Below are 25076 nucleotides of genomic sequence, written 5' to 3'. Positions count from 1 at the left end.
GGATATCAATGTTTGTTGTACCTTCTGACTTCACGTCATGGTGCGATACGGTGTACGTCATGTCGTTGACGGTTGCTGTTAATGAATCATGTGATGTTAAGTAGTCCATATACTCTTCAAGCACCCAATCATGCTGCTGCATAATTAAACTATGAGGAAGACCAACATAGCGGAAATGCCATGCTTCATATTGAATACCGGTAATAGACGTTTTGTCGCTAGGGTAGCGCAAAATAAAGCCATATTTCGCAGCGTTTTTTGCAAGCCATTTCCCTTCCTCTGCGTTTTCCATTAAACCGAGGCTTGAACCAATGTCCATTGATAAACCTAAATTATGCTCGCTTGCACCAGGTGGCAACGCAATGTCTGCACCTTTTGTACGGTAAAGGTCCGCTTGCACAGCTTTTGAGCGATAGCTACTATTGATGACAAAATGCGTAACATTGTCTTTTTTCGCATCGTGAATCATATGCTTAAAGGCGCTAAGCATTTCACGTGAAATTTTAATCGAGTCATCCGCTGTTGTAAAACCTTTAACAACTTTTGGATGTTTTGATAACGTGATTAAATCTTCAGGAATGGCTTGGTCGTTTACTTCATGCTCGGCGTTAATGAGCACGAGCTGTCCTTTTGAAATATCATCTGCTGTGACAGCTACTGTTTGCGTTGTCGGCTTTTTCGGAACGTCTTTTTTTGGTTCCTCTGCCGATTGAGTAGCTGATACAACACTATACACAACAAGAGCGAGAATGATGGCAACAAGTGCTAACGCAAGCTTTTTCATCTTTCTCCTCCTAAAACTCATTCGTTACTAAGTATATAGTAATTGACGTGAAAGTGTAGCAAAAAGTTACAGTTTAATTCGGCATTAATGAAATAATTAACACAATACTAACAATCAACGCAACGCCGAGCATTTGTAAACTAGAAAATGGGAGTGCAAGCCAAATAATGCTACTGAATACGGCGACCAATGGCTCAACCGTACCGAGTAACGTCGATTCCTTTGCCGACAAGTAGCCGACACTTTGGAAGAAAAACCAAAAGGCAATCGCCGTGCCAAAAAAGATTGTAAAGAATAACGCAAGATTTGTATTCAATGAAAAATCAATTGTACCAATGTCCCATATCGGGTGGATAAAACTCATGCCAAGCCCAGCGATTAACATAGCCCAACCGATAATAACGAGCGCCGAAAAATGAGCGAGTAGCGTTTTTGCGTACAATGTATAAAACGCCAATGTGATGGCAGAAATCAGTCCCCATATGACCGCTGACATGGGTACTGAAAAGTTAGAGAATGACCCACCTGTTAACAGAAGCCATGATCCGATAATCGTTGCGATAATCATGACGATATCCATGCGTAAAAAAGGTTGCTGCCGCGAAAAAATTAAATATAAAATAATAAAGATCGGTGCGGTATATTGCAAGAGCGTGGCGACAGCGGAGTTTCCATAAGCGATGGCAGCCATATACGAATATTGAACGCCGAGCATACCAACAATACTGAAAAAAATAAGCTGTAACGCAAATTTTTTATGTTTCCACACAGTAAGAATGGGTTTTTTACGCAGTAGTTGCAAGCCGAGTAAAATAACACCAGCGCCAAGTAAACGCGCCGTCACAAACCAGTTGACATCGACGTGTTGATGCTGGAATAAATATTGCGAAGCGGTGCCATTTAAGCCCCATAAACAAGCACCTACAAGCGCAAGTATGATGCCGAGAAGTCGTTTGTTTCTCACATTATCACCTATTTCTATCAAGATATATCGACTATAATAGAAGAATAGTCGGAAAAATAGCGTTTTATCCGCGAAAACTATCAATATATTGAGGTGAGTTGATGCAACGGCGCCATATTCCAATCAATCTATTTGGACAGGAGCAAGTGCTTTATGATAATCCTGCGTTTCCATCGATTGTTTATGACACATTAATCGCAGCCAATAGTACAGGCTATATTCCGCTTCATTGGCATGATGAGTGGCAGCTACAAATTGTTGAAGAAGGGATCGTAGAGTTTCATGTACAAGGAGATGTTCATTTCATCGAAGCTGGAGATGGCATCTGGATCAATTCCGGTGTCGTACACGAAGCACATGCACAGACGAAAGATGCACGATATCGCTGTTGGAATATCCAACCGGAACTGTTGCCGCCATTTTTGCGTCAATGCTTTGAACAGCGAGGTCCGCAGCAAGGCTATGTCGTGCTACAAGCCGCTGTGTCGTGGCAACAAGATTGTATGAATATTATCAAGCATGCGATGCGTAGCGACGATGAATTTGTGATTTACGATGCCTTTGTCAACGTAGCTCATTTGTTATGTACATATGCAAAGTCCGGCAGCAAAAAACCGGCATTCGATGAACGTTTAAAGGAACTACTCGCGTATATTCATGCGCATTATACCGAAAAATTAACGCTTGAAGAGCTTGCAACTGTCGTGTATTTAAGCGACAGCGAAACGATTCGACTCTTTAAAAAATCGTTACAAATGACGCCGTTTCAATATATTTTGAAGTATCGTTTAGAGAAAAGTAGGGAATTGTTACAATATACAGATCAAGCAGTGACTGATATCGCGCTTGAAATTGGTTTTTCAAGTGCGAGTTATTTTATTCAAAAGTTTAAAGAAGCGTATGATATTACACCGAAACAGTTTCAAATGTTATAATAGCAATAAGAACAAAAGTTCGGGAGGAATCTGCATGGCGATTTTATTCCATATTGATATGAACTGTTTTTATGCGTCAGTCGAACAAGCGCTAAATCCGGCATTAAAAGGCAAAGCGATTGCTGTTGGCGGGGATCCAAAAGAGCGCCGCGGCGTTGTTGTGACGTGTTCATATGAAGCACGAGCGCGCGGCGTTTATACGACGATGCGCGTGACCGAGGCATTAAAAAAATGTCCGGAATTGCTCATGCTAAAGCCCAATTTTGAGCGTTACCGTGCGGCGTCAAATGCGATGTTTACGATATTGCGTGACTATACAGATTTAGTAGAGCCGGTGTCGATTGATGAAGGTTATATGGATGTGACGGCGATTACGCATGGTATTGATGCGGTAGCACTCGCTGAAGAAATCCAACAGCGCTTAAAGCAGGAATTGGATTTACCATGCTCGATTGGCATTGCGCCGAATAAATTTTTAGCGAAAACGGCATCGGATATGAAAAAACCGTTTGGTATTACCGTGCTACGCAAGCGACAAGTGCCACAAATTCTTTGGCCAAAGCCCGTTATTGCGATGCACGGTATTGGGCAGCGGACAGCCGAAAAATTAGCGACACACGCGATTCAAACGATTGGCGATTTAGCAGCCGCAACGGAAGCAGATATGAAGCGTTGGTTTGGAAAAAATGGCGTCCGGATGCGTGAAAAAGCGCATGGCATTGACAAGCGTGCAGTGGACCCAACATCGATTTATGATACGAAATCTGTTGGCAATTCGACGACGCTTGCTGAAAATATTTTAACGCAGCGTAAATTGCATGAGGTCATCTCACAGTTGGCGGAGCGTGTTGCGAATAGGTTGCATGCGAAAAACCTTGCCGGTACGACCATTTCGATTCAATTGCGCGGAGCCGATTGGAAGCAAACGACGCGCAGTAAAACACTCGTCAATGCGATTTATGAGCAGGCTGATATTGCGCGTGAAGCAAAGGAACTAGCGACAAAACATTGGAATGGGGCGCCGCTACGATTAGTCGGCGTGAGCATGAGCCACGTTGAAAATCGCCAACAGCGTATCGAACAACTCGATTTGTTTACGTTTACAAAACATGTGCCTGATGAACCGGTGATGAATGTTATGAATGAACTACGCGATAAGTTTGGACAGCATATTATCGTGCGAGGTGTCCGCGTTAAAAAATCAACGTATGATGCACCAACGAGCTTTTCAAAAGATTTTTTAGATGATCATAGAAAGTAGGAATGACAATGCAACTTCAATTTTTAGGAACGGGCGCAGGTATGCCATCAAAAGAGCGCAAAACGAGTGCGCTTGTCATGAAACTATTAGATGAATTAGGAACGATTTGGCTGTTTGACTGCGGTGAAGCGACGCAACATCAAATTTTAGAAACGACGATTAAGCCACGTAAAATCGATAAAATATTCGTAACGCATTTACACGGAGACCATATTTATGGGCTGCCAGGTTTTATCGGCTCACGGTCGTTTTTAGGAGGCGACACACCGCTGACCATCTATGGCCCAAAAGGTTTAAAAGAATGGGTGACGATGACCAATGCGGTGACGGGTACCCATTTGACGTATCCACTGCATTTTGTTGAGGTTGAAGAGGGGGTTGTCTTTGAAAATGAGCACTTTATCGTCCGTGCAATGCCGCTTGAGCATGTGGTACCGTGCTTTGGCTATCGCATTGAACAAAAGCCATTAGCAGGTGCACTTGATATCGTAAAAGCGACCGCGCTTGGAGTCCCAAAGGGTCCGTTACTAGGACGCTTAAAAGCAGGTGAGCATGTGACATTAGCAGATGGTACGATTGTTCAGAGCGAGGATGTGTTAAGCGAACCGCAGCCGGGGTTTGTTGTGACGATTTTAGGTGATACACGTCAATGTGCCAATGCGCTTACATTGGCACAACAGGCTGATGTACTCGTACATGAATCTACATTTGACCATGCGACGGCACAGCTAGCGCGCCGATATGGTCATTCAACGAATACCGAAGCGGCCACTGTTGCAAAACGTGCTCGTGTCGGTACGTTGTTGCTAAATCATTTGAGTGCGCGTTTTTTAGCAAAAGATTTAGCGCGTATGACAAAAGAAGCACGCGCGATTCATGAAAAAACGTATTTAGTAGAAGACTTCAGTACATTTGAATGGCGCCAACAACAGTTAATCAAACAATCATAAGGTAAGTAGCAATCATTCATTGAGGTGATTGCTACTTTTTTCTTTTATATTCATAAAAATGCTCTTTAATACACATTTTTTGTTTTCCTTTTTCAGTAAAATAGCTTATAATATGGGTGTGAATAGCCATTCATTCCGGATAAGGGGGAACGATCATGAATTTATCAACGCGCTTTACTGAAACAGCCCGCGAGCACGCGGACAAACATGCGTATGTTTTTATGGATCAACAAACGACGTATCGTGAGCTTGACGCTCAAATTACGCGTTTTGCAGCAGGACTTCAACATCTAGGATTACAAAAAGGGGACCATATTGCACTTTTATTAGGGAATTCACCACATTATATTATCGCATTGTACGGCGCTTTCCGAGCAGGCATTACAGCGATTCCAATCAATCCGATTTATACGGCGGATGAAATTTCGTATATTTTAAATGATGGCGATGTGCGCGTTGTCATCGCATTAGACCGCGTTGTACCGGTTATTGAAAAACTCGAAGACAGCACGTATATTGAAACGTATGTCATTTGTGAGACAAGCGAAGATACGAGCTGGACGACAAGTTCGCTTGCCGCGAAATTTAGGTCGTTTACGGCATTTATGCAGCAAATGCAGCATGAACTAATCCAAGTTGAAGCAGCAAGCGATGATGTGGCAATTATTTTGTATACTTCCGGAACGACCGGGAAACCAAAAGGTGTCATGTTAACGCATAATAATTTATATGCCAATGCGCGTGATATCGGCGCGTATTTAGATATTCGTAGCGATGACCGCGTCGTTACAACGCTACCGATGTTCCACGTCTTTTGTTTAACAGTTGCGCTGAATGCCCCGTTGATTCGAGGTGGGACATTGCTAATTTTGCCGCAATTTAGCCCGGCAGAAGTGACGCGTATTATTAAAGAATATCGCGCTACGATGTTTGCTGGCGTGCCAACGATGTTCAATTTCTTATACCAATATCCAGGTGCCACAAAAGAAGATATGCAAAGTGTGCGTTTATGGATTTCAGGTGGCTCATCGTTGCCGGTGGCGTTATTACGCGATTTTGAAGCGAAATACGATGTGAAAATTAGTGAAGGCTATGGCTTATCTGAGGCATCGCCGGTGACATGCTTCAATCCAATTGACCGCCCAAATAAAGCAGGGTCGATTGGCTTATCAATCAGTAATGTTGAAAATCGTGTTGTCGACCCCGATGGTCAAGAAGTACCGGTTGGTCAAGTGGGTGAACTTATCGTTAAAGGGCCAAATGTTATGAAAGGCTATTATAAAATGCCAGATGAAACAGCGGCCACATTAAAGGATGGATGGCTTCATACGGGCGATCTTGCGCGCCGCGATGAAGAAGGTTATTTCTATATTGTTGACCGTAAAAAAGAAGTGATTATTGTTGGCGGCTATAATGTTTATCCACGCGAAGTAGAAGAGGTATTGTATGACCATGCGGCGATTGCGGAAGCGGCTGCGGTTGGTATGCCCGACCCAGAGCAAGGTGAACTTGTAGTAGCATATGTTGTGAAAACAGAGGACTCTTTAACAGAGGAAGCAGTTATCGCGTATTGCCGCGAACATTTAGCGAAGTATAAAGTACCTCGCCACATTGTCTTTTTAGACGAATTACCGAAAAATGCGACCGGAAAAATTTTACGCCGTGAATTGCAAAAATTAACATAGTGTATGGAACGAAGCATATCCTACGTGATGTGTTTCGTTTTTTTTGTTATGCTGATGAAAAGGAGTGAGCATCATATGCCGACGATTAATCCATCTGAACAGACCGAACGCGAAAATTACAAGCTCATGACCGGGGCAATTGTTCCGCGTCCGATTGCTTTTGTCACGACTAAATCACCACAAGGAGTCGTTAATGCGGCACCATTTAGTTATTTTAATATTGTGTCATCCAATCCACCACTTATTTCTATATCGGTGCAACGAAAAAATGGCGAGCAAAAAGATACCGCGCGAAATATTTACGCGACGCATGAATTTGTTGTGCATTTAACGAGCGAAGAGAACGTCGACATGGTCAACGAAACAGCTGCAAGTTTAGCATACAATGATAGTGAACTAGCACGCACAACATTCACATTAGTTGAAAGTGTAGCAATCGCTGTGCCAGCGATTGCGGAAGCGGCGTTTCGTATGGAATGCACGCTCGAACAAGCTGTAACGCTGCCGGATTATCCGAATTTTGATTTGTTTATCGGTAAAGTGGAGCGCTTCCATATTGATGATGCATATTATGATGTCGAAAATGGGCATGTCGATGAACAAGGATTGCAAGCTGTAAGTCGACTAGCAGGGAATCATTACGCAAAGCTTGGCGAACTGTTTACGCTAGCGCGACCAAAATAAAAAAAGGGCTGATGAAGAAATCGTGTTCATCAGTCCTTTTTTAAATGCGTGATTATTCCGCCGCGAAAACTTGCGTCCATTCATCACGTTTATCTAAAAATTGTTGTGCAAGCTCTTTTGCACCTTCTAAACTATGGCTTGCGGCCCAACCACATTGTACTTCATTACAAGCAGGGACACTTTCTGCTGCTAAAACATCGTTCATTGTCGCTTCTAAAATGTTTAACACATCGTCATAGTCATCATGGTTAATAAGCGATACGTAAAAGCCCGTTTGACAACCCATTGGTGACCAATCGATAATTTGGTCTGAATGATTGCGAATGCGGTCAGCAGTCAAATGCTCTAGTGAGTGGAGTGCCGGCATGGCCATATGCTCTTTGTTTGGCTGTTTAAAACGGACGTCATATTTTGTAACAACATCGCCATGTTGTCCTGTTTTTGTACCAGCAAGGCGTACATAGGGTGCTTGTACTTTCGTGTGATCTAAGTCGAAGCTCTCGACGTTTGTTTTCTCTTTAGACATCTTAAAATCCCCTTTATGATCAAATTCCATTCTATTGTATCATTAAATTATTTGAAAGCTCTAAATTTTTGCGTAATTTTTGCGCTGTATTCGTTTAAAATGGATGAGGATTTACTAGCAAGGCGTTAAAAAATTTGCGATTAGTTCGGCAGTCGCTTTTGTTTCAGTATCAAAAAATTCAATTTTACTAAAATAGCTATGAATTAAGCCTTCGAGTTCAATGCGCTCCGCTTGAACACCTGCTTGCTGCAATGTATTGATATAGCGAATGCCTTCGTCTACGAGTACATCGTATTGTGCCGCAATAAGTAGGGTGCGTGGTAACTGCGCAAAACTTTTTGCTTGCAGTGGAGCGACAAGTGGATTTTTTTGATTTGCTGCATCAACATATTGTTCAGTAAACCAAATCATACCGTCTTTATCAAGACCGAGGTTTTCACCAAATGTTTTATAGCTTGAACGATTAAAATCCATATCAAGCACCGGGTAAATAAGCGCTTGTTGTTTAATTGTTGGGCCATCGTAGTCTGCACTTAACGCACTTACAACTGCAGCTAAATTGCCGCCAGCACTATCGCCGCTAACCGTAATATTTTGACGATCAATGTGTAAGTCGTCGGCATGATTATCTACCCACACGAGTGCATCATAGGCGTCGTTGACAGGCGTTGGGAATCGATATTCTGGCGCAAGGCGATAATCGACACTTACGACAACTGCGTGTGCCGCGACCGTTAAATAGCGGCAGCCACCATCGGCATATTCAGGGCTCCCAAATACCCAGCCACCACCGTGGTAATACACAATGACAGGAAATGGTCCATCGCCATCTGGCGTATAGATGCGCACATTAATTTGACCGTCACGTACAGCAATTTTTCGATCCTCAATGGATTGGATCCCTGCAATATTGACCGGGAATTTTCGTGCCAGTGCCCGTTCGCGTCGTGCTTCTTCCGGTGTTTGCTCGTAATATTGAATCCCTTTATGCGCTTCGATATAACCAATAGAACCTTGATGTAATGTCATGTGAAAAACCCCTCTCCGAATGATTGTAGCGTCAGTATAGCACATATTTTATTATTCCTACAAGTAAACTTGGTATTAAAATTAAAAAAAGTAAAAAAGCTCAGCATTGTGCCAAGCTTTTTCACAGTTATTTAATTAAGTTACTAATTGTTTTAAAGTGAGGATGTTTCGCATGACCAAGCAACTCAAAGAGAACCATTTCGACGCTCGTAATAAGTGCGCCTTCTTGTGCCATACGGTCAATGCCAATTTGTTTATTATCGGCTGTACGCGAATCAACAGCATCGGCTACGACTTCAACGATATAACCAGCTTCTAATAAATCGCGTGCTGTTTGATAGACGCAAATATGTGCTTCAATACCACAGACAATAATACGGTCTAAATCATCGATTGCTTGCAACGCTTCAACAAACGTGTCATGTTGATACGCGCTAAACGTCGTTTTTGCAATGGCTGTGACACCAGGTAATGCGACTTGCACCTTTTCTGCTGTTGGACCTAAACCTTGTGGATATTGTTCTAATAAAATCATCGGAATGTCTAGTGCACGTAGCCCATCAATTAATTGTACGAGTCGTGTTTCTGTCTGTGTAGGGTCATTCATTACCGATAAAATTTTTTGTTGGACGTCAATAATAACGCAAGCTGTTGCCATAAAAAAACCTCCTTCGCATAAGTATAGCTTCACTATACCATGCAAGGGAGATTTGTTTCATGTATTAGATATTGAATACCGCAATGGATTGACCCATAAAGTTCGCATTTGGAATCGCCATAATGACGGCATTTGCGACATCATCGCGGCTAATTGATTGTGCCGCTTCTGGCACATCATCATACGATAGGGCATAGCGACGTTTTGGCTCGTCATTTGTTAAACCCATTGGACGAATGATTGTATATGTTAAGCCAGCTGCTTGAATGGCGTCAATCGATTTTTTATGATCGATTAAATACGGTTTTAAATAGTTCATGACTTGTTGACCACGTTCGCCTTGAATTTCACCATCAACACCAGCACTCGCTGTATAGACGATGCGTTTGACACCATGTTTGAGCATACCTTCAACAATATGTTGTACCATGACAGAAATCGGGTTGTCGATATCGCTGTCTTTTGGTGTACCAAGTGTTGATACGACCATATCCGCACCTTCAATGGCATTCGCTACTGCCTCTCTATCAAATGCGTCCCCTTCAATGATTGTTAAATGTTCATCGTCGATTGTTAATTTTTCACGAGAACGTACGAATGCTACGACATCGTATTCCTCTGATAATGCTTGGCGTACAGCGTGTTGTCCTACACCGCCTGTTGCGCCGAAAATTACTAATTTATCCATTATGTAAGCACCTCCATCTCTATTATCGTAGGAATTGACAAAATTGTAAACTACTCTGTCTTGTGACAAAGTTTCTGTTAATTCGCAAAAATGCATTGACAATTATTGTCTGTCAGCATAAAATTGAGTCAATTCTTGTTAAAACCTATTCGTTTACTAAGGATTGGAGGGGGCAGACACATGACGCAAACAACACATGAAGAGCGTTTAGAAGTCATCGCAAAAGCAATCGAAGGAATTCGATTTGGTGAAGTACAGATTACGATTCAAGATGGGGTCATTGTGCAAATTAACCGCGTAGAAAAACAACGGTTTCAACAGCAACGTAAAGCGCAAAAATAAATCCTAGCTATTGACTTTGTTTAAAGTTTATTTTATTATCTTTACATGTTTACTAGGAATTTAAAAATCGAACAGCTGACTAGACAACTAGAGGCGCTTATTTTACTTATGAAGAAATGACAAATCATTGAACATGGGAAAAATGAGGGCTTTTTTTGTTCATTTACATATCGCAGCATAGAAAAGGAGCAATCGCTATGACAAAAGTTTATATTGTTGGTGCGGGTCCCGGGGATGTAGAGCTAATTACGTTGAAAGGGTTACGTGCAATTAAAGAAGCAGATGTCATTTTATATGACCGATTATTAAACGAAGAATTATTAACTTATGCAAAATCAACTGCAGAGCTTGTGTTTTGTGGCAAACTACCAAACCGTCATGCGATGATTCAAGAACATATTAATGAGTCGCTCGTCCGCTACGCAAAAGAAGGAAAAGTCGTAACCCGTTTAAAAGGCGGCGACCCTTTTGTGTTTGGACGCGGCGCTGAAGAGGCGGCAGTACTAGCAAGCGAACAAATTCCATTTGAGATTGTACCGGGTGTCACATCAGGGATTGCCGCACCAGCATATGCGGGTATCCCAGTAACACACCGCGATTTAAGCGCAAGTTTTGCAATTGTGACCGGACATCGTCAAGCTGGGAAAGATGACGATGTAAAATGGGAATCATTAGTTCACATCGACACGCTAGCTGTTTATATGGGCGTAAAAAATTTACCATATATCGTAGCGCAACTCTTACGTTTCGGCAAAAATCCACAAACTCCAGTCGCACTAGTCCATTGGGGGACGTATGATAAGCAGCGCACTGTAACCGGCACACTCGCCACAATTGAGCGCATCGTCGAAGAACAAGCGATTGAAAATCCAAGCATGATTATCGTTGGAGAGGTTGTACGTTTGCGTGAACAACTCGCTTGGTTTAACGAACAGCCAAGTGTACAACGTGTTTTAACGTAAAGGAGGAAAAGGCATGCAAGCAGTATTATATGTAGCACATGGAACGAGGGTAGCAGCAGGAATTAGGGAAGCGAAGGCATTCGTTGAGCGTGCGAAAAAACGCGTGCGTCTGCCGATTCAAGAGATGTGCTTTTTAGAGCTTGCCGAGCCAACAATTGAGCAAGGGGTAGCGGCATGTGTTGCACAAGGCGCTACATCGATTGTGATTGTACCGATTTTACTATTAACGGCCAATCATGCAAAACAAGATATACCACAGGCCATTGCGCCGTTACAAGCGCGTTTCCCACACGTACGTTTTTCATATGGCAAGCCGTTTGGAATTGATCGCCGACTGATTGCACAACTTTATGAGCGCATTCAACAAACAGACGTTAAATTAACAGAAGATTCAGAAGTGTTGTTAATTGGACGTGGCAGTAGCGATGCAGCTGTATTACGAGATTTTACTGAAATTGCGACGCGCTTGAAATTATTTTTCGGCATACGCAATGTCAACATTGCTTTTTTATATGGCAATGGCCCAAAGTTTGAAGACTATGTCGCAAATTTACAACACAACCGAGCAAAAAAAGTTTTTATCATACCCTATTTATTATTCCAAGGGTTATTGCGCAACCATATTGACAAGACGCTCACAGAAGCAACCGTCGAACAGCAGTTAATTATTTGTGACAGTTTAGGATATGGCAACAACGTATTAGACGTACTTGTTGAGCGCACAAATGAAGCGGTGGCGAACGCTGCCAACATTAATAATGAGGTGATTATTCATGGTTTTACAAGTCGAAAACAGTCCATTTAGCGAGCAACAGGTGAAGCTCTTAAATGAGTTACTCCCAAAGTTAACAGATACGCAAAAAATTTGGTTAAATGGTTATTTAAGTGCCCCGCAAGCGGCCGTAGCACAAGCAACAGCCGTATTAGAAGGGGTACAACAAATCGCGGCGCCACAAACGATTACGGCGACGTTATTATATGCGTCACAAACAGGCAATAGTCAAAAATTAGCCGAAAGCTTTGCGCAAGAATTAGCGCAAAACCAAGTAGCAGTAAGCGTTGCATCAATGAATGATTTCAAACCAAAAGACTTAAAGAAGCTTGAAAATATTTTAATTATTGCGAGTACGCATGGTGAAGGGGAAGCGCCTGATAATGCGATTGGCTTTTATGATTTCCTCCATAGTAAACGCGCACCAAAGTTAGATGGCGTGAACTATGCGGTATTAGCGCTTGGCGATAGCTCGTATGAGTTTTTCTGTAAAACAGGTGCCGATTTTGACGAACGGTTGCGTGAACTAGGAGCGACGGCACTCGTACCACGTACAGATTGTGATGTTGATTATGATGACGATGCAGCGGCATGGTTTACTGCTGTACAACAAGAACTGTTAAAACAAGCAGGTCAATCATCACAAATAGCATCAGTCGCAGCAACGCCAACACAAGCCGCTACTTACACTAAAAAGAAGCCGTTTAACGCGGAAATTTTAGAAAAAATCAATTTGAATATGGATGGCTCGAATAAAGAAACGTATCATGTTGAATTATCATTGGAAGATTCAGGAATTACGTTTGAGCCGGGCGATAGTTTAGGAATTATTCCGCAAAATGATCCAGCACTTGTGACGCAATTGATTGATGCGTTAGGCTTTGAGGCGGCAACGGAAGTAACGGTGCAAGATGCGACAGTGACATTAGCGGATGCCTTAACAAATACACTCGAAATTACCGTTGTGTCAAAACCGCTTGTTCAAAAGCTAGCGGCGTTTACAACAGCCGATGTGGCAACGATTTTAGATGGCGATTTCCAAGCTTATAGTTATGGCCGTGATTTACTTGATTTCGTGACAGCATATGGTCCGTTTGCATGGACGCCGCAGCAATTTGTCGAGCAGTTACGTGCGATTCCGCACCGTTTATATAGCATCGCCTCTAGCTATACAGCAAATCCTGATGAAGTGCATTTAACAATTGGAAAAGTAGCCTATGAAGCATATGACCGTACGCGTACAGGCGTAGCGAGTGGTCAACTTGCCGAGCGTTTAGAAATTGGCGATACGGTTTCTGTATTCGTAAAAGAAAATCCAAACTTTAAATTACCACAAGATGCCAACACACCAATTATTATGATTGGTGCTGGAACAGGAGTAGCTCCGTTCCGTTCATTCGTCGAGGATCGTGCTGAAACGGGCGCTGGCGGGAAATCCTGGTTGTTCTTTGGAGAGCAATACTTTGTCTATGACTTTTTATACCAAGTTGAGTGGTTAAATTATTTACAAGAGGGCGCTTTAACGAAAATGGATGTCGCATTCTCTCGTGACCAACAGCAAAAAATTTACGTGCAGCATCGCTTACAAGAACAAGCGAGCGAAGTGTATGAATGGCTACAACAAGGTGCGGTTATTTACGTTTGTGGTGATGAAAAAGCGATGGCGAAAGATGTCCATGAAGCGTTGCTACAAATTATCGAGCAACAAGGGAACAAGTCTCGTGAGGAAGCAATCGATACACTAGCACAATACCAACAACAAAAACGCTACCAACGCGACGTTTATTAAGAGGGGGCTTTATCATGTCAAAGAAAGTAGAAGCACCGCAAGGCAAACCGAGTGCAAATGAAATTTTTAAAGATGAAAGTAATTTCCTACGTGGAACAATTGAACAATCATTCAAAGAGCCGTTATCAGGGAAAATCCCAGAGATGGATACACAATTAATTAAGTTCCACGGTAGTTATATGCAAGATAACCGCGATGAACGCTTAACGCGTCAAAAGAAAAAATTAGAGCCATCGTATCAATTTATGGTGCGCGTACGTACACCGGGAGGTACAGCAACACCAGAGCAATGGTTAATGATGGACGAAGCGGCCAATACAATCGGTAATGGTACGCTGAAAGTAACAACGCGCCAAGCGTTCCAAATTCATGGCATTGTGAAATGGAATGTGAAAACATTTATGCAAAAAATGGATTCAGTGTTACTAGATTCACTGGCAGCATGCGGTGATGTAAACCGTAACGTCATGAATGGTGTTAATCCACATCAATCAGCGACACACGCAGAAATTTATGATTATGCGGCGCAAATTAGTGAGCATCTATTACCACGTACGCAAGCTTATCACGAAATTTGGTTAGATGGCGAAAAAGTAGCCGGCACACCGGATATCGAGCCAATTTATGGGGAACATTACTTACCACGTAAATTTAAAATCGGTTTAGCAGTACCACCAAGCAATGATGTCGATGTATATTCACAAGATATCGGTTTGATTGCGATTGTTGAAGGCGGCGAATTACAAGGCTTTAATATCGCGGTTGGTGGCGGTATGGGGATGACGCACGGCGAGCCGGACACGTATCCACAGCTTGCGCGTACAATTGGCTACGTAGCAAAAGAAAAAATCGTCGATGCATGTGAGAAAATCTTAACAATTCAACGTGATTACGGCAACCGTACAAATCGTAAAAATGCACGCTTTAAATATACGATTGACCGCGTTGGCATTGAGTGGTTTAAAGAGGAGCTAGATCGTCGTTTAGGCTACAATGTTGAGCCGACGCGTGAAGCGATATTTAAGAGCCGTGGTGACGATTACGGTTGGGTAAAAGGGACAGATGGCAACTGGCATTTCACATTATTTATTGAAAATGGCCGTATTAAAGATGTTGATGGCTATCCACTGATGACCGGTATTCGCGAAATTGCGAAAGTACATACTGGCGAATTCCGTATGACGGCGAACCAAAACTTAATGATTGCGAACGTCACACCACAGAAAAAACGCGTCATTCAAAAATTAATCGAACAATATAACTTAACAGATGGCAAACATTATTCGGCTATTCGCCGTAACTCCATCGCCTGTGTATCCTTACCTACATGTGGATTAGCGATGGCCGAAGCGGAGCGTTACTTGCCGGGCTTAATTACAAAAATTGATGCCATCATTGATGAAGCAGGCTTACACGAAGAGGAAATCGTTATTCGGATGTCGGGCTGCCCAAATGGTTGCTCGCGTGCGGCGATGGCTGAAATTGGCTTTATCGGTAAAGGGCCAGGTCGCTATAATATGTATTTAGGAGCGTCATTTATCGGTGACCGTTTAAGCAAAATGTATTTAGAAAATATCGATGAACAACGTATTTTAGCGGAGTTAACGACGTTAATTAATCGTTATGCAACAGAGCGTGAAGAAGGCGAACATTTTGGCGACTTTGTCGTGCGTATTGGTGTTGTGACAGCAACGACAGACGGTACGAATTTCCATGCGAATACACCAGCACACGTTTGATGTGTGACAGAACAGGAATTGCGCTTGAGCGCGGTTCCTGTTTTTTTTACAATAAATAGGTAATAACGTATAACTATTTTAATTGGTTATAAAGGTATTGTGCGGTGTGTAAAAATATTTTTTTGGGTATATAGATTCTAAATGAATTATTTAGCGTTAAGCAAGTCGTATCATGCCGATAAACAATGTAGAGAGCGAGTACTGTAGCTTATACGATAAATACAGACGAATTCAAGACTTGCACGGATGGAGAGAAGCACATGACGATTGAACAAAAAAATGGGGACAGCATGCCAACTTATGAGCAACAACGCCAATTTTTTGATGATGTAATTCAGCATTTAAAGCAGTTGCATAAGTTAATACGAACAACAACCTATGTAAAGCGTAGCGCACAAATTTTAAACATTATTATTGATGATACAACGCAACCAAAAAAGGTACTTGTGTTAAGTCGGGATAGCGAATGGCAAGCGGCGTTTATTAACGCGCAATTGAATCGCTCATTGATGCCATTATTATTTGAACGGGATACGATGAGTACATCGATTATTCGTTACGGTGGACAAGAACGTCTTGATGCGCATTTTTTAGATGGGCAAGTGGCATCCTTTGAATTGGATCATTTAACGTTCTTTACATCAATGGAAAGTGAAGGGGCACATTTATTACAAGAAGGATTAGATTATGTCGATATCTTTTTGAATGAAGCGTTGCTGCAAAATGTTTCGCTCATTGATGTACCAGCGATTTCAAAGCAACATGAGATTTTTATTCAGCCGGGTATTTTACGTCGCGCTGATGATATTTATTGGCTGCTAGAAGATGACGTATTAACGGCTTCTGAAAAGCGCTTGTTAAAACGTTTGTCAAAAATGGGCTTTGCGCCACTAGCGATTAGTAAACATGCACTCGCAATCGCTGATGATAGCCCATTTCGCGCTACACTTATAGAGGCGGACACGGTGGCGATACAGGCGGCATTAATAGCGCACGAACGCTACAACAAAGCGCATATCGCGAAGTTAGCGGATCGTTTATTACAATGGCTAGAACGTTTCCATATGGAAATTTCTAATTTATTACAGCGAGACCCGTATTTGGAGGCGCGCCAACAGCTAGAACATGAAATTGCACAATTAGAGCATCGACCATCACATGATAACGAAGAATTTGAAGCATTAAAACAATATGCTAATCGCCTTGTTGTGCATTATGAGAAAGCGCAAACATTGTATCAAGTCGCGCAGTTTATTAAGCAACATAGCTTTATTAAACAAACAGAGTTAGTTGCGTTTGTGGCAACTAGCAATGACTATTTAGAGTCGCTTCATGTGTATCGCCGCGCGCAGCAACACTATTATGATGTCAACGTAGAGTTAGAAACATTAGAGCGTAAATCACGCAGTAAGCTCATGCTGAATTTATTTACGAAAGAACATAAGGAGCGCCTGCAGCGTATCGGTGATGAACTGCCGATAATTCGTGAACAATTGCTAGATGCTTATAAGCGTACGAAGCGCTATGAAGAAGCGGTCAAGGAAGCTTTGCCAACGATTGCACCACTGCTTCAACAAGCGGTCAATGATGAGCTAGCGGATGTCGATCGCCGCGTAAAAGCAATTGACAACACCATACCAACAGGTCCTACAAAACGCTTTAAAGCGATTCATCGCCTAAAACGTTTTGATGGTCTATGCGAAGCGCAAACGTATTTAAATGACTTTTTACCAACTGTTGTACCGATGATGCAACATTATTTAGATGCTAAACAACAATTGCGCTTGCAAGCTGGAATTGTCAATATGGCCGCACTAACACTAGATTATCAACAAGTTATTGAAGAGGCACAAAGATTGCCAGAAACGATTGTAAATGACTATGTATTAACTAAAACAACAGTAGAGCTGCTACCATTGGTGGTTGAGCGTTTACAACTCGATGTAGAAAAGCCAAATATTTAATTGGCTTTTTTTATGAAAATAATATTATGCGTCAAGTTGCTCAGGTCGTAAGAACGAATAAATAGATATATGTGCGTAAATTTGTACACTTTTTTTCAAAAATAGCGCCATAAAATCACTTGTATAAAAATATAGTAGAAAAGTTTTAAAGAAAATAAGTTTTCTAAAAAAATATATGTGATTGTCACTAGTAAAAAAACTAGAAAATTAAGTTATTTATCTCATGAGACCTGTTTTTTTGTCTTGTATACTTGATGGTATGAGTGAGTAAAGGGTGAACTTGATGAAAAAACAACAATCAATACATCACCACGAATCGACAACGTTAACGGAAGATGCCAAACTCGCGCATCGTTCGTCACCATTACGTGCCGTTTGGCTTCAATTAGCATTATCATTTGGCCTAATGGTCTATGCAGCGATTTGTCCGATACTCTTTGCTTTTTTTATGCCAGGAAAAAATTATGAGCAAAAAATAATCGTATCGATGAATTATGCATGGACCACACTATGGACAATTGCTCTTTTAGGTTTGTTTATCGTGGTAGGGGTCTATTTATTTATAGATGCCGTTCGAGTATTGTTAAAATATTTTATACGTGCAAGAGAAAAGCGCGACGATGTAGCTGGCCATGTACGACCACAACCAGAAACGAATTCTGCTGTACCGCTTATGATTATGCGCGCTTCATTAGAAAATTGTACACAAGAGCAAGCACTTGAAGCATTGACTTTTTATTTAGAACAAATTGGCTTTGCGGACGTTGAAAAGCCGCGCCTAGAACCAAACTATGGTGTCCACTTAATCGCAAATTCCAATGAAGGGCGGTTTGCCTTTATGATTGGTGGTTTAACGCAAACTTTAACGATGACAGAAGTTGAAACATTTGCGACAGGTCGCGCGTACTTTGAATGCCGCGATGCGTTATGTATTGCCACGTCGAATGCCACAAAAGATACAAAACGTCGTGCGAGCGAATTATTTATACCGTATGTCGACGCGGCACATTATAGCGATGAATTAACGAATTATTTTACGAGCATTCGTTCAAAGAAAGCGCTTGTGTAACGCCACGTTAAAAAGCCTGAACCACATTATGCGGTTCAGGCTTTTTTGTAGCAGATTTGCCGTCACTTTTTTGCTTTTTGTTGTAATAACAACGTTAAATCAAGGATAAGCAATATAAAGAATGCGACTGCGCGCGAAATCGGATACGGACCTTCTGCCATAAAATACGTAACGATCGCGACAATTAATACTAAATACAATAGGTTATGTGACAAGGCTGCAGGTTTTTTCCATTTATAATAAAATAGGAAAACATAAGCGAGCATTGCAATGACGTTCACATACCAAAAAACGTTCATGTGGTTCGCCTCCAATTCGTTCTAAGTATACAAAAGATTGTTGTGAAAAGGCTATGAAAACACAGTAGCTACCAAAAAAAACTAAAATTATGAACACCTCTTGACATTTTCTAAAAAAAGCACTATTTTTTCAAAAAAAATGCGATTCAATGTTCGTAAAAGAGAAAAAATGTGCTAAAATAGTGAACTTGTAAGATGTATTTTGTTATATTACACATCAATTATTTAATGGCTCCTGATAATACAGAATTGCCATTAAATCCCCAATAGATGGTTTATCTACTAATTCATTTCTCGAATCAACGCACAAAAAAGGATATGTATTTACGGCATACAACCATTGTAGGTCGTTAATTTCATATGCGCGTTTTTGTAGAATTGAACAGGGATTGAAGGCATATGCCTAATTTTAAAGGAGGATATTAGTACAATGAATCATTGGCCAGAAGGTGTTGCGCGCCCAGCCATTCGTGCGTTACATACGGCAGAACTGTATAAGTTGGAAGACTTACAGGCGATTTCAGCAACGAAATTACAACGTTTGCATGGAATCGGACCAAAAGCATTTACAACGTTGCAAAAGGCGATGGATGATAAAGGCTATCGTTTTTTAGAGGAAGCATAGCATTTAGTTCGCTCCACAAGGGGCATTACATAGAGAAGAACGAAATGAAAAAGACAGCATTACGCACTTGCGCGATGCTGTCTTTTTTTAAGGTTTTTCATAAAGACCGATTTGTTTTAATGTCGATAAAATTTTTAATGCTTCAACGTCGCTAGAAATCGGTTCATCGTTTATGGCGTCTTGCTGTTTTAAAATATTGATTTCTTGGTTTAAGTTTTCCATTTTATAATCCAATTGCGTTGCAGCAATGGCCGCTTCTTTTAATTCATCGGTTAAACGCTCTGGGATTTGCTTATTATATTTGTAATAAATTTTATGTTCAAGTGATGCCCAAAAGTCCATTGCAATCGTTCGAATTTGTAATTCCACACAAACATGTTCTTCGCGATCGGATAAAAAGACCGGTACTTTTAAAATCATATGCAAGCTCTGATAACCATTGGATTTTGGTTCGGCAATATAATCCTTCACTTCAACGACTTCTAAATCGCTTTGACGTTCAAACATTTCTTTTAAGCGGTAAATATCGGAGACGAATGAACAAATAATACGAATGCCGGCAATGTCCATTAAATTTTCTTTAATCGCGTCTAACGTGTATGGCAAATTGCGTTTCGAAATTTTTTTCAAAATACTTTCCGGTGATTTTAAGCGTGTGTTGACATGTTCAATTGGGTTGTATTCATGTAAAATTTGAAATTCTTCTTTTAAAATACGCACTTTCGTCGCCATTTCGTCTAGTGCAAATTTATAAGCCATCATAAAGCGCGTCATTTCGATGCGGAATTGACGCATTTGTTCGTGTTGTTCTGTTTGCATGTGAACCATGTTGCAACATCCTCCTTGCACGTTCTACTAGTAGTATACAAAATTTAGCGCGAATTGACACATGATAGACATATTAATGCTCTAGAGTAAGCGTCGGCTAGTATAGGAGCGTATAGTGGAATCTATTGCCGGCGTTTTAAAATAACGTAGACGTTGCATGAAACTTTTTTGCACGTCATCCGTAGAATAACTAACGAAATGAGAAAGGATGAACAGAATGTTTTTATTACCAACACTTGTCGGGTTTTTCTATGAGCTCTTTTTTGCTATTCCATTGTTAAGTGATATTGTGACATGGGGAACGGGTTTTGCAACAATTGGTACAGCACTTATTATTCACTGTGTTATTTTAGCGTTCCGCTTTGCGACAGGCGATTCAAAGGTAGTGCCGATTTTAGCGATTTTGGCAACAATCCTAACATGGATTCCGATTGTTAGCTGGTTTGTCCACGCATTTATCGCATTAGCTTATTTGGTCGATATGTTTACAGGGCGACGCCGCAACCGTGCATAATCGCTCGTGAAAGGAGTTGTGCTGCGCCGCGACTTCTTTTTATTTTGCACCGAGCATTGTATCGCGCCGGACTTTTCCATATAATGAGATTACTAAGGATGATTAGGAGTGGCGATATGTCAGAAATTAAAATTAGCTTCGATTCAAAAGTAACATTTATTAAATTACCAGATGATAAATTAACGAAGCGCTTAGAAGTTAAAAGTAAGGTGAAGGACGTAGCAAAAGGTGCAACGAATAAAATTAAATCATTTTTCAATCATCCGCTCGTAAAAGTGTCAAGCAATGGTGAATTTTCAAATGTTTATTTAGATACGGATTTTTATGAGAGTCAAGGTGTCTATGAAATCGAGATTTATTGCAAGCATTGCGGTGTATCAGTAAAGCGTTCATTTGCTGAAATGGAACGTAAATTACATGCCTTAAACGATGGTGCTCCGGTGGACGAAGCACATATTTTAGCAGTGACGTATCCATATCACTGTACATGTGAATTAGCGACGCGTAGTCAAAGCTTCTACCGCTTCAATTACCGTGCATAATAAAAGGTGAGCAACCACTTACTGCTGGTGCTCGCTTTTTTTGTGCTAAAAAATTACACTAGAGTAGGGGGTGACGCGCATGTATAAAAAAAGATTGCAACAAACGAAACGCTTTCAACAGTTAATCCATGTCTTTATGAAAAAAGGCTTTTCGCATAAGCTGTTTGCGCTTGGCTTAGTTGAGAAAGAGAAGCAGCAAGCGATGCGTACATCAGAGCGCGACCAAGGCATCAAGCTACGCGAAGCATTTCAAGAACTCGGCCCAACGTTTGTAAAATTAGGGCAGATTTTAAGTACGCGCCGCGATATGTTTCCGCAAGACGTCTTAGATGAATTGGCCAAGTTACAAAATGATGTGGCGCCGGTGCCGTTTGCGGATATTCGCGAGATTGTGGAACAACAGCTCGATGGTTCACTAGAGGAATTGTTTGAAAGCTTTCAGGAAGTACCACTCGCTGCCGCATCGATTGGGCAAGTACATATGGCACATCTTTTGAGCGGTGAAGAAGTAGCTGTCAAAGTACAACGGCCGAATATTGAGCAAACGATGATGTTAGATTTAGAAATTTTGCAATATGTCGCGCAGTTAATGGAAGCGAAAATTGCGCGCGCAAAGGCGATTGGTATCGAGCAAATGATTGATGAATTTGCGGTGTCATTACGACAAGAGTTAGATTACCGCGTTGAGGGGCGCAATGGCGAACGAATCGCCCGTCAATTTATCGGTGATGAGACGATTCATATTCCGGCGATTTTTTGGCCGCAGTCAACGAGCAAAGTATTAACGATGGAAATGGTGCGCGGGGTCAAAGTAAGTCATGTTGAAGAACTACAGGCGCAACATACTAATTTGTCAATGATTGCTGAACGGCTTGCGAACGCAATGTTGACACAAATTTTTGATTATGGTTATTTTCACGGTGACCCACATCCAGGTAATATTTATGTACTGCCGAACAATGTCGTTGCACTGCTGGACTTTGGCATGATTGGTCGCTTAACAGAAGATATGAAATACGAGTTTTCAGCACTACTTTATTATGCACAACGAAAAAATGCGCGCCGTATGGTCGGTGTTTTTGAGCGGATGCAATTAATTCAAGAGGAGACCAACCGCGCTAAATTCACACAAGATTTGCAAGATTTTATTGATGATCATTATGATGTGACGCTCGATACATTAGATGTTAGTGCGCTATTAAATGAGGTCATGGCCATTGCGAATCGCCATCAGATTGCGATGCCTAGTGATATGACGATTTTAGGAAAGGCACTGTTAACAATTGAAGGGGTCATTCACGATTTAGATCCACAATTTAAGCTAATTGATGTCGTGAAACCTTTTGCGGTGCGCTCTGTCGAACAGCGCTTTGAACCAAAAAAACTCGCAAATGAAGCTGTTAATGAAGCGCTCGATCAGCTAGAAAATTTGCGTGAAGTGCCTTTCACTGTAAAGGGGATTTTGAAAAAGCTTGAGCGAGGTCATGTCGGTGTTGAGATGAAAATTGGCGATGAGGAAAAACTGATGCGCCGCTTCGACCGCATGATTAATCAAGTGTCGCTTGCCATCATTTTACTAGCGTTTAGTATTTTAATGGTCGGCCTAATTATTGGTGCGGCCATTGCTAATCAAACGACATTGTTATGGCGCTTGCCGGTCATTGAAATTGGTGCAGTTGTCGCGACATTGATGTTTGTGTATTTATTGTTTGCGATTTATAAATCTGGAAAACTGTAAATAAAAAAGAGGCGCGGGATGCTCCCGGCCTCTTTTTGTGTTGCTTAATCTAAGTTATTTGCTTCTTTCCATTCAAGAAATTCATCATATGTTAATTGCTTATCTAAAATTGAACCGTCTTCACGGATTTCAATGACACGATTGGCAATTGTTTGGATGAACTGATGGTCATGAGATGTAAAGATCATCGCACCTTTGAAGCTGATTAAGCCTTCGTTTAACGCTTGAATTGATTCAAGGTCAAGGTGGTTCGTTGGTTCATCTAATAATAAAACGTTTGAGTGAGAAAGCATCATACGCGAAAGCATACAACGTACTTTTTCGCCCCCTGAAAGAACAGCTGGGTTTTTCTTCACTTCTTCACCGCTGAATAACATACGGCCTAAGAAACCACGTAGGAATGTTTCTGTTTCGTCTTCTGGAGAGAATTGACGTAACCATTCTACTAATGTTTTTTCAGAACCTTGGAAGAATTCTTCGTTATCAAGAGGGAAGTAGCTTTGAGAAGTCGTTACGCCCCATTTGTAAGAACCTTCGAAATCTTCATCTTCACCTGCAATGATTTTTAATAAAGCTGTTTTTGCAATTGGGTTACCAAGAAGAATGACTTTATCTTCAGCATTGATTGAGAAGCGCGCATCTGTAAATTGATGTTCGCCCTCGATTGCTTTGCTTAAACCTTCAACTGATAATACATCGTTACCAATTTCGCGTTCCATTGAGAAGTTAATAAATGGATATTTGCGGCTTGATGGACGGATATCATCTAATTCGATTTTATCTAACATCTTTTTACGAGATGTTGCTTGTTTTGATTTAGAAGCATTGGCAGAGAAACGTGCAACGAATGCTTGCAACTCTTTAATTTTTTCTTCTTTTTTCTTGTTTTGGTCGTTTAACATACGTTGAGCTAATTGACTAGATTCGTACCAGAAGTCGTAGTTACCAACGTAAATTTGAATTTTAGAATAATCAAGGTCCGCGATATGCGTACAAACTTTGTTTAAGAAGTGACGGTCATGCGATACGACGATAACTGTATTTTCAAAGTTAATTAAGAATTCTTCTAACCATTGGATTGCTTTTAAGTCCAAGTGGTTGGTCGGTTCATCTAGTAATAGAACGTCTGGTTTACCGAATAATGCTTGTGCTAATAAAACTTTGACTTTTTCAGAACCTGTAAGTTCAGCCATTGTCATATAGTGCATTGAATCAGAAATACCTAAACCTTGTAATAAGATAGCAGCGTCAGATTCTGCTTCCCAACCGTTCATGTCAGCGAATTCGCCTTCAAGTTCGGCAGCACGGATACCATCTTCATCAGTGAATGGATCTTTCATGTAGATCGCATTTTTTTCTTGCATAACATCATATAATCGTTTGTGACCCATCATCACTGTTTCTAAAACGGTAAACTCTTCATATTCGAAGTGGTTTTGTTTTAAAACAGTAAGACGTTCACCTGGATTCATACTAACGTTACCTTCTTGAGCTTCGATTTCTCCAGAAAGAATTTTTAAGAATGTTGATTTACCAGCGCCGTTAGCACCGATTAAACCGTAACAGTTACCTGGTGTAAATTTAATATTAACATCTTCAAATAGCTTACGATCGCCATAACGAAGACCTACATTACTTACTTGAATCATGTAGTTATGTTCCTCCCTTTTTCACAATGACTCCATTATACCATGCACAACCTGTTCACGATAGCGTTTCGCTTTAAATA

24 protein-coding genes and 1 pseudogene are annotated in these 25076 nt (G+C 41.2%); 16 read left to right on the top strand and 9 right to left on the bottom strand.

Annotated features, from left to right (window positions below; genetic code table 11):
• Nucleotides 1-97: 97 nt before the first annotated feature.
• A pseudogene (locus V514_RS0106500) lies at nucleotides 98-784 on the bottom strand (D-alanyl-D-alanine carboxypeptidase family protein); the annotation flags it as partial.
• Nucleotides 785-857: 73 nt separating this feature from the next.
• The gene (locus V514_RS0106495; protein ID WP_029499082.1) at nucleotides 858-1748 is read right to left on the bottom strand and encodes a DMT family transporter; all 891 of its coding nucleotides are present in this window, start codon (nucleotides 1746-1748) and stop codon (nucleotides 858-860) included.
• Between the two features lie 101 nt (nucleotides 1749-1849).
• Here V514_RS0106495 and V514_RS0106490 point away from each other — a divergent pair, with 101 nt between their 5' ends.
• From V514_RS0106490 to V514_RS0106470, 5 genes are all read left to right on the top strand, one after another.
• Nucleotides 1850-2683 (top strand): helix-turn-helix transcriptional regulator, encoded by an 834-nt coding sequence (locus V514_RS0106490; RefSeq protein WP_029499081.1) that lies wholly within the window; start codon nucleotides 1850-1852, stop codon nucleotides 2681-2683.
• A gap of 34 nt (nucleotides 2684-2717) precedes the next feature.
• On the top strand, nucleotides 2718-3944 hold the full coding sequence (locus tag V514_RS0106485; protein ID WP_029499079.1) for a DNA polymerase IV: 1227 nt from the start codon (nucleotides 2718-2720) through the stop codon (nucleotides 3942-3944).
• Between the two features lie 8 nt (nucleotides 3945-3952).
• Nucleotides 3953-4894 (top strand): ribonuclease Z, encoded by a 942-nt coding sequence (rnz, locus tag V514_RS0106480; RefSeq protein ID WP_029499078.1) that lies wholly within the window; start codon nucleotides 3953-3955, stop codon nucleotides 4892-4894.
• A gap of 155 nt (nucleotides 4895-5049) precedes the next feature.
• On the top strand, nucleotides 5050-6579 hold the full coding sequence (locus V514_RS0106475) for a fatty acid--CoA ligase family protein (protein WP_029499077.1): 1530 nt from the start codon (nucleotides 5050-5052) through the stop codon (nucleotides 6577-6579).
• A gap of 75 nt (nucleotides 6580-6654) precedes the next feature.
• Nucleotides 6655-7263: a flavin reductase family protein gene (locus V514_RS0106470; RefSeq protein WP_029499076.1), complete on the top strand. Its 609-nt coding sequence runs from the start codon at nucleotides 6655-6657 to the stop codon at nucleotides 7261-7263.
• Between the two features lie 52 nt (nucleotides 7264-7315).
• Here V514_RS0106470 and V514_RS0106465 read toward each other — a convergent pair whose 3' ends face one another.
• From V514_RS0106465 to V514_RS0106450, 4 genes are all read right to left on the bottom strand, one after another.
• Complete coding sequence (locus V514_RS0106465; protein ID WP_029499075.1) at nucleotides 7316-7789, bottom strand: S-ribosylhomocysteine lyase; 474 nt, start codon at nucleotides 7787-7789, stop codon at nucleotides 7316-7318.
• 114 nt (nucleotides 7790-7903) lie between these two features.
• Entirely contained in the window at nucleotides 7904-8818 is a 915-nt protein-coding gene (locus V514_RS0106460; protein ID WP_029499074.1) for an alpha/beta hydrolase, read from the bottom strand.
• Nucleotides 8819-8945: 127 nt separating this feature from the next.
• Complete coding sequence (locus V514_RS0106455; protein WP_029499073.1) at nucleotides 8946-9476, bottom strand: isochorismatase family protein; 531 nt, start codon at nucleotides 9474-9476, stop codon at nucleotides 8946-8948.
• Between the two features lie 64 nt (nucleotides 9477-9540).
• Nucleotides 9541-10164 (bottom strand): NAD(P)-dependent oxidoreductase, encoded by a 624-nt coding sequence (locus V514_RS0106450; RefSeq protein ID WP_029499072.1) that lies wholly within the window; start codon nucleotides 10162-10164, stop codon nucleotides 9541-9543.
• 180 nt (nucleotides 10165-10344) lie between these two features.
• On the opposite strand from V514_RS0106450, the gene V514_RS19950 reads away from it, so the two are divergent.
• The 7 genes from V514_RS19950 (at nucleotide 10345) to V514_RS0106415 (ending at nucleotide 18801) form a co-directional block, all read left to right on the top strand.
• On the top strand, nucleotides 10345-10506 hold the full coding sequence (locus tag V514_RS19950; protein ID WP_081715005.1) for a YezD family protein: 162 nt from the start codon (nucleotides 10345-10347) through the stop codon (nucleotides 10504-10506).
• A gap of 197 nt (nucleotides 10507-10703) precedes the next feature.
• A complete protein-coding gene (gene cobA, locus V514_RS0106440) occupies nucleotides 10704-11468 on the top strand; it encodes a uroporphyrinogen-III C-methyltransferase (RefSeq protein ID WP_029499071.1) in 765 nt (254 codons plus the stop codon).
• Between the two features lie 13 nt (nucleotides 11469-11481).
• Complete coding sequence (locus tag V514_RS0106435) at nucleotides 11482-12273, top strand: sirohydrochlorin chelatase (RefSeq protein ID WP_029499070.1); 792 nt, start codon at nucleotides 11482-11484, stop codon at nucleotides 12271-12273.
• A complete protein-coding gene (locus V514_RS0106430; protein WP_029499069.1) occupies nucleotides 12242-14029 on the top strand; it encodes an assimilatory sulfite reductase (NADPH) flavoprotein subunit in 1788 nt (595 codons plus the stop codon). The genes V514_RS0106435 and V514_RS0106430 overlap by 32 nt, the downstream gene beginning before the upstream one ends.
• 14 nt (nucleotides 14030-14043) lie before the next feature.
• Nucleotides 14044-15768 (top strand): assimilatory sulfite reductase (NADPH) hemoprotein subunit, encoded by a 1725-nt coding sequence (gene cysI / locus V514_RS0106425; protein WP_029499068.1) that lies wholly within the window; start codon nucleotides 14044-14046, stop codon nucleotides 15766-15768.
• 260 nt (nucleotides 15769-16028) lie between these two features.
• The gene (locus V514_RS0106420) at nucleotides 16029-17732 is read left to right on the top strand and encodes a hypothetical protein (protein ID WP_029499067.1); all 1704 of its coding nucleotides are present in this window, start codon (nucleotides 16029-16031) and stop codon (nucleotides 17730-17732) included.
• A 283-nt stretch (nucleotides 17733-18015) separates the two neighbouring features.
• Nucleotides 18016-18801, top strand: coding sequence for a hypothetical protein (locus V514_RS0106415; protein WP_029499065.1), 786 nt, complete (start codon nucleotides 18016-18018; stop codon nucleotides 18799-18801).
• A 62-nt stretch (nucleotides 18802-18863) separates the two neighbouring features.
• On the opposite strand, the gene V514_RS0106410 is transcribed toward V514_RS0106415, so the two are convergent.
• Entirely contained in the window at nucleotides 18864-19100 is a 237-nt protein-coding gene (locus V514_RS0106410) for a hypothetical protein (RefSeq protein ID WP_029499064.1), read from the bottom strand.
• A 430-nt stretch (nucleotides 19101-19530) separates the two neighbouring features.
• Between V514_RS0106410 and V514_RS0106405 the strand changes: the two genes are divergently transcribed.
• On the top strand, nucleotides 19531-19725 hold the full coding sequence (locus V514_RS0106405; protein WP_029499062.1) for a helix-hairpin-helix domain-containing protein: 195 nt from the start codon (nucleotides 19531-19533) through the stop codon (nucleotides 19723-19725).
• 87 nt (nucleotides 19726-19812) lie between these two features.
• On the opposite strand, the gene V514_RS0106400 is transcribed toward V514_RS0106405, so the two are convergent.
• Nucleotides 19813-20544, bottom strand: coding sequence for a GTP pyrophosphokinase (locus tag V514_RS0106400; protein ID WP_051392444.1), 732 nt, complete (start codon nucleotides 20542-20544; stop codon nucleotides 19813-19815).
• A 226-nt stretch (nucleotides 20545-20770) separates the two neighbouring features.
• On the opposite strand from V514_RS0106400, the gene V514_RS0106395 reads away from it, so the two are divergent.
• The 3 genes from V514_RS0106395 (at nucleotide 20771) to V514_RS0106385 (ending at nucleotide 23347) form a co-directional block, all read left to right on the top strand.
• Entirely contained in the window at nucleotides 20771-21067 is a 297-nt protein-coding gene (locus V514_RS0106395) for a hypothetical protein (protein WP_029499059.1), read from the top strand.
• A 116-nt stretch (nucleotides 21068-21183) separates the two neighbouring features.
• The gene (locus V514_RS0106390) at nucleotides 21184-21609 is read left to right on the top strand and encodes a hypothetical protein (protein ID WP_029499058.1); all 426 of its coding nucleotides are present in this window, start codon (nucleotides 21184-21186) and stop codon (nucleotides 21607-21609) included.
• 79 nt (nucleotides 21610-21688) lie between these two features.
• Nucleotides 21689-23347, top strand: coding sequence for an ABC1 kinase family protein (locus V514_RS0106385; RefSeq protein ID WP_029499056.1), 1659 nt, complete (start codon nucleotides 21689-21691; stop codon nucleotides 23345-23347).
• Between the two features lie 44 nt (nucleotides 23348-23391).
• Here the strand turns inward: V514_RS0106385 and V514_RS0106380 are convergent, their stop codons facing one another.
• Nucleotides 23392-24996, bottom strand: coding sequence for an ABC-F family ATP-binding cassette domain-containing protein (locus V514_RS0106380; protein WP_029499055.1), 1605 nt, complete (start codon nucleotides 24994-24996; stop codon nucleotides 23392-23394).
• Nucleotides 24997-25076: the final 80 nt, after the last annotated feature.

It is taken from the genome of Kurthia huakuii LAM0618, from assembly GCF_000505545.1.
Taxonomy (GTDB): domain Bacteria; phylum Bacillota; class Bacilli; order Bacillales_A; family Planococcaceae; genus Kurthia; species Kurthia huakuii.
The sequence above is the reverse complement of the archived record's forward strand: the minus strand, read 5'-3'. Positions and strand labels throughout refer to the sequence as shown.